Annotated in this window: 7 protein-coding genes; all 7 read left to right on the top strand. The window is 56.8% G+C overall.

Annotation, left to right across the window (positions count from 1 at the left end):
* Window positions 1-179: 179 nt before the first annotated feature.
* The gene (locus AiwAL_RS19445) at window positions 180-413 is read left to right on the top strand and encodes a helix-turn-helix domain-containing protein (RefSeq protein WP_235706142.1); all 234 of its coding nucleotides are present in this window, start codon (window positions 180-182) and stop codon (window positions 411-413) included.
* A 191-nt stretch (window positions 414-604) separates the two neighbouring features.
* On the top strand, window positions 605-1,096 hold the full coding sequence (locus AiwAL_RS19440) for a flavin reductase family protein (protein WP_235706143.1): 492 nt from the start codon (window positions 605-607) through the stop codon (window positions 1,094-1,096).
* A gap of 55 nt (window positions 1,097-1,151) precedes the next feature.
* Window positions 1,152-2,624 carry a 4-hydroxyphenylacetate 3-hydroxylase family protein gene (locus AiwAL_RS19435; protein ID WP_235706144.1) on the top strand — a complete coding sequence of 491 codons (1,473 nt, stop codon included), beginning with the start codon at window positions 1,152-1,154 and terminating at the stop codon, window positions 2,622-2,624.
* Window positions 2,625-2,657: 33 nt separating this feature from the next.
* Window positions 2,658-3,038 (top strand): cupin domain-containing protein, encoded by a 381-nt coding sequence (locus tag AiwAL_RS19430; RefSeq protein ID WP_235706145.1) that lies wholly within the window; start codon window positions 2,658-2,660, stop codon window positions 3,036-3,038.
* Between the two features lie 34 nt (window positions 3,039-3,072).
* Entirely contained in the window at window positions 3,073-4,437 is a 1,365-nt protein-coding gene (locus AiwAL_RS19425; protein ID WP_235706146.1) for an amidase, read from the top strand.
* Between the two features lie 48 nt (window positions 4,438-4,485).
* Window positions 4,486-5,184 carry a DUF2848 domain-containing protein gene (locus AiwAL_RS19420; protein ID WP_235706147.1) on the top strand — a complete coding sequence of 233 codons (699 nt, stop codon included), beginning with the start codon at window positions 4,486-4,488 and terminating at the stop codon, window positions 5,182-5,184.
* A 97-nt stretch (window positions 5,185-5,281) separates the two neighbouring features.
* Window positions 5,282-5,872 carry an acetate uptake transporter gene (locus AiwAL_RS19415; protein WP_235706148.1) on the top strand — a complete coding sequence of 197 codons (591 nt, stop codon included), beginning with the start codon at window positions 5,282-5,284 and terminating at the stop codon, window positions 5,870-5,872.
* Window positions 5,873-6,213 lie beyond the last annotated feature (341 nt).

Here is a 6,213-nt window from a genome sequence, read left to right as displayed (position 1 = left end):
CATGCTATACGAACTCATCCCCACCATGCCGGAGCCTCGCCTGCTGCCACTGGTCCAGAAATTCGCCGATATGCTCGCCGACCTGCCCGTCTTCGCCGAGACTTTCGGGGCAGTGTGAAAATGAGGGGAGTCTTGAGGACTCCAACCTGACTGTATCGCTCGCCGCCTGCGAACTCGGCATGTCGGCGCGCACGCTGCAACGCAGGCTTGGCGAGGAAGGCCTGAGTTTCCGCGGCCTGGTCAAGGAACAGCGGGCGGATGCCGCAACCCGTATGCTCAGAGAGCGCCGGCGCTCGCTCAAGTCCATCGCCCATAGTCTCGGCTACGCGGAACTGTCCGCTTTCTCCCGTGCCCACCGTGCCTGGACCGGGCAGCCTCCGCGCGCAGCCCGAATCGCCCTTCAGCGCGGCTGATAGATTCCCTTAAACCCCGCGCGGCATCATCAGCCGAATCGAAGCTGAGGCCCAAACCACATCTACCATTCCGGCTTCGATTGATGAGGTGAAAGCGCATCGGGACGGCCTGTTGCGGGCAGCATCCGAACTTTGTGCTTGACTCACTTTGCTAGATAGCTTTAATACAAAGCTACTGAGAGGAGGAAACAATGGAGTTCGATTATTGCTCTTTCCGCAAGGCGCTTTCGCATTTTGCCACGGGGGTTGCCGTCGTCACAGCTCGTGGACCTGCCCATGAGCCAATTGGCATGACCATGACGTCGTTCAATTCTGTCTCTCTGGATCCACCTCTGGTGCTATTTAGTGTCGATAGGCGCGCACTTAGTCTCCCGGCCATGGTCGCGGCGCAGGGGTATGCGATCAATATTCTGAGCAGATGCCAAGAAACCCTGTCAGGACAGTTTGCCCAGGCCCGCGGTGAGAAGTGGGCCAACGTCGAAGTCGTAGCAGGCTATACAGAAGCCCCCCTACTTCAGGGAGCGCTCGCTCACTTCGAATGCGAGCCGCACGCTCATTACGACGCCGGCGATCACGTAATTTTCGTTATCCGCGTCATTCGGTTTTCAGCAAACGAGCGTGAGGCGCCGTTGCTTTTCTTTCGCGGAAAATACCACAGCGTCGGCGAAGGCGCACTGAGTTAACCAATCACGCTGATCTGTGGCTGCACAACGAATTCTCTGAGGAGTGAAACGATCCATGGCTATCTTAAAAACGGGCGATAGGCACATTTCAGGTCTGCAAGACGGACGCAGTATCTACATCGATGGGGAACGCGTCCCCGACGTAACCGCGCACCGCGCTTTCTCCAACTCGATCAAATCCGTCGCCAAGCTATTCGACTTCGCATCGGCAAAAGAGAATCAGGATCTCATGACCTATCAGGTCGTGCCGGGTGAGCGCGCAAACCGAATTTGGCAACTGCCCGAGACCATCAATGACCTTATCGATCGCCGACACGCCTTGGAGGCTTGGGGAGCGCTTCATGCGGGGTTTCTGGGCCGAGCTCCAGACCATGTCGCCTCCTGTATTGCAGGCCTTTACATGGGTTTGGACGTCTTCGAAGCCTATGATCGAGAGCGGGCCACAGCTCTTGCCGACTACTACCGCTATGCCCGAGATCGCGACCTTTATTTAACCTACGTGATCATAAATCCACAAGCAGACCGCTCGAAGAGCGCCGCGCAGCAGAAGGATGCGTTCCTGACCGCCGGGGTTGTCGATCAGGATATGCGGGGCATCACAGTCCGCGGGGCGAAAATGCTCGCAACTGGCGGCATCATGGCCGATGAGATTTTCGTGACGTGCATCCAGCCGCTGCAGCCCGGTGATGAGAACTACGCTCTGTCGTTTGCCATTCCGCTGAATACGCCAGGCCTGACCCTTCTCTCCCGAAAATCCTACGAGGAGGCCGCGGGTTCCGTATTCGACTATCCGCTCGCGAGTCGATTTGATGAGAACGATGCGGTCATTTTCTTTGACGACGTCCAGGTTCCTTGGGATCGGGTGTTCGTCTTCAAGAGCATCGAGATGTGCCAGAAGCAGTTTTTCGCTACTCCTGCGCACGTCTACCAGAACTATCAGGCAATGATCCGTCTCTCGGTGAAGGTCCGCTTTCTGATTGGGCTGGCACGGCGGATCGCCGAGATCAATGGCGTTCTTGGTTTTCCACAGGTTCGTGAAACGCTTGGCCAACTCGCGGCTGAGGGGGGCATGATCGATGCCTTCGTGGCGGCCATGGAGGCCAAGGGATCGCACAACGGCCGCTACTACATTCCTGATCGGCATACGCTCTATGCGGCGCAGACTTTGACGCAGCAGCTGTATCCGAAAATACTCAATACGTTGCGTGAATTATCTGGAGGAGGTCTGATAATGCTACCGTCTTCTGTAGAAGATTTTCGCAACCCCGATATTGCGTCACTTATTGACCGCACACAGCAATCACCCGCCGCCACCGCTCCGGAGAAAGTTAAATTCTACAAACTTGCCTGGGATGCTGTTGGCTCCGAATTTGCCTCACGTCACCATCAATATGAGATGTTTTATGCGGGAGCGAACTTCGTCACAAAAGGACATTCCTTCCGTAGCTACAACTGGGAACACGCCAATACCTTGGTGACCAATATTCTGGATAGCTATGAGTTGGACGATCGGAACCGAATTCCGTAAGTGGCGGCATGAATTCTTAGGAGAAGCGCACCGATGTCCGTCAATAAAATTCATGACGAATTTCGTACCATTGATATGACGGCTGGATGGGAGGTTCCCACCGGATATCCGGCAGGAATCCAACAGAAGATCCTGTCTGGAGCCCTGGATGAGCCGGGCCGGCATGGCACCCGGACTCGCCTCTTGAGGTTTGAGCCGGGCGTCTACACGACAAAACCTTTCGTTCACGAATATTGGGAAGAAGTGTTCCTGGTGTCGGGTGACCTTACCGTCGGAAACAATGAGAGTGGCGACGGCGGCACGAGTTACAACCGCTTCACCTACGCCTGCCGGCCGCCGGGTGCCACACACGGCCCCTTCAAGTCCGAGGGCGGCTGCCTTCTCTTCGAGATTCATTTTTTCGATCCTGTCTGAAGAGGATCAGTTCCCGGTGCCCCCTCTACCCACCTTGGCCAGCCTCACGCATGACCTCGAGCGAGGGCGGACGACCGCGCTGGCTTTGGTCGAGAGTTGTCTGGCCGCGATTCATGACGTAGATGGCGAAGGCGGCTACACCTTCGTGGACGTAGACGCAGCGGGGGCGCTGAAGACAGCCTCCGCGTTCGACGCGATGCGGGAAGCTGGCTCGGCCCCCTCGCCGTTCGCCGGCATCCCGATCGCAGTGAAGGACCTGTTCGACGTGCAGGGCCAGGTCACCCGTGCTGGCTCGACTGTGCTGGCCGGAAATCAACCTGCACAGAGAGATGCTGAGTGCATCGGCCGGTTGAGACGCATGGGCTTTGTCATCATCGGCCGAACCAACATGACGGAGTTTGCCTACTCCGGTCTTGGCCTCAATCCCCACTATGGAACCCCGCGAAGCCGATGGCGGCCTCATGAATCGAGGGTTCCAGGGGGATCGTCATCAGGGTCCGCGATCGCGGTCGCTATGGGCATGGCCCATGCCGGCATAGGCACGGACACGGGCGGATCTTGCCGCATTCCCGCAGCCTTCAACAGCCTTGTGGGCTTCAAACCCACCGCGCGCCGCGTTCCGCTTGACGGAATTGTACCTCTTTCGTCATCACTTGACTCCGTAGGATCGATCGCCCGTTCAGTCCACTGCTGCGCCACCCTCGACACAATCTTAGCCGGCGAAACCACACGTCCCCTCGAGGCCCGCCCACTACACGGCCTGAGATTAGCCGTACCCCGCAATATCGCTCTCGATGACATCGAGAGTTGTGTTGCCGAGGAGTTCGATCGGGCTCTACATCGCCTGTCGAGAAACGGCGCTTTAATCGAGAGAGTGGTTGTTCCCGAACTTGACGAAGTGGCAGAACTGAATGCAAAGGGCGGACTCGCCGCCGCGGAAAGCTTCGCCTGGCACCGCCACCTGTTAGAGGAGCGCGCAACCGAATACGACCCACGAGTGCTCGCGCGCATTCGCTGCGGCGCTGATCAGTCGGCGGCGGATTATATAGAGCTGCATGGCAAACGACGGTCACTGATCACGCGTGCGACGGCTCGTATCGCCCCATATGACGCGGTGCTGATGCCGACAACTCCGATACTGCCGCCGCCAATAGAGGGTCTCACGGAAGACGCTGACTTCCAGAGGGTAAACCTTCTGGCACTTCGAAATCCTACCTTCATCAACATAATCGACGGATGCGCCCTATCGCTGCCAATCAATCGCGATAACAAAGCCCCTGTCGGCCTGATGATCGCCGGTCCCGCGAACACCGATCGCGATATTCTCTCGATCGCGCTCGCGATTGAGGCGCTTGGACGCGACTGGGATAGATCGCCAATTGCTGCGGACGAAGTCTAGGACCGTCACGAACATATGGAACCGTCAAAGACCATGGAGAACCCCATAATGAGTTCAGCCGACAGAACCCTCGTCTTCACGATACATGAAGCCGATCACTCGGCTTTACGTGAGATTCCGTTGTCCGGACTCGTTATCGCTGGCTGGACGGGTCGCGATCCGATCGCTAGAGACAAGCATATCGTCGAACTTGAAGAACTTGGGATCGCACGTCCCGCCACAACTCCAATCTTCTATCGCATTGCGGCTCGGCGGCTGACAACCAGTTCGACGATCGAGACCGCCGGAGAGGCATCAAGCGGCGAGGTCGAGTTCGTTCTAATCCAACTAGAGGGTCGCCTTTTCGTCGGTGTTGGCTCCGACCACACGGACCGCAAGGTAGAATCGTACAATATCACCGTGTCTAAGCAGATGTGTGACAAGCCGATCGCGCCAGAATTATGGGCCTTCGAAGAGGTAGCACCGCATTGGGATCGTCTCGTTCTGAGGTCTTATGCCACGATAGGCGGCGTACGTGAACTCTATCAGGAAGGCAGCGTCGCCCAGATGCTCCCACCGCTTTCGCTGATCGAACAAGGATTCGGAGCAAGCGCCCTACCCGAGGGTGTCGCACTCTTTGGCGGGACACTTTCCGCCAATGGCGGGATCAGGCCGAGCACGCGATTCGAGTTTGAGATCCATGACCCAATCCTTCGCCGGGGAATTAAGCATAACTACAGCGTCGTGCCATTGCCTGTGCTCGGCTAGTCACTTCGCAGAGTACCAGTATCATGGAGGATGAGATGCCGCCTTAGATCGCACCATTCATTAGCTAGCACCACAATTCCAATAACAGGAGGAAACAATGAAGCTTGCAAACCCGGCCCCGGTCGGACTCTTTGCGTTTGCACTAACTACTTGGCTGCTAAGCCTCGTGAACGCCGATTTCCTATCTGGGGCCTCCGTCCCGCTGATTCTTGCGATGGCTTTCGCATTTGGCGGTTCGATTCAAATCATCGTAGGCGTCATGGAGTTTGTTAAAGGTAACACCTTCGGGGTCGCGGCTTTCGGAGGGTATGGCGCATTCTGGTGGAGCTTTGCTCTCTTCGAGGAATTTTTTTTACGACATGTGCCCGCGTCGGCCGTGAGTTGGTACCTCGTCGTTTGGGCCGCCTTTTCCATAACACTCTGGATAAGCTCGTTTGCCATCAATTGGGCTTTGAATGCGACACTCTTCGCCGCGTGGGTAACGCTCCTGTTTCTCGCGGCGGCACCTGTATTTGGCGACCACACCCTGACTGTTCTTGGCGGTTACGGTGGACTGGTTACCGCGGTTCTTGCCTTTTACCTAGCCACTGCGACACTTCTGAATGAGATTCATGGCAGAACGATCCTGGCCGTCGGCGATCGCATCAAGCTGTCACCGGTTTTTGATCCGCTGATACGAAGTCTCTAAGCTGAGCTTCCTTTTTTTGAATTGCACAGCCCATTGATCCGAAACGATAATTTGTGATCGGGCGGGGTGGTTACTGGGTACAGCGGATGGCGAGAAGGTCGAGCGCCTTTTGCTGGATGGGTGTTGGCCTTGCAACGCCGCGATCTCGGCACTGTGGGCCAAGATCAATGCTTCCACATCCTTCGGTGACCGCGCGCGTTCCATCGTGATCTTGAATCGGACCCGTCCGTCCGCGTCAAGGGGGCTGTCGTTACCCCATGCTGCGATATTTTATAGCGTCGTACCCCATTGCTGTCGGGGGAACTGCGCCTGCCTGCCCAGGCTAAGTTCTAGTGCTACCT

The organism is Acidiphilium sp. AL (assembly GCF_025499445.1).
In the GTDB taxonomy this organism is placed as follows: Bacteria; Pseudomonadota; Alphaproteobacteria; order Acetobacterales; family Acetobacteraceae; genus Acidiphilium; species Acidiphilium iwatense.
This window is presented reverse-complemented; position numbering and strand designations above follow the sequence as displayed.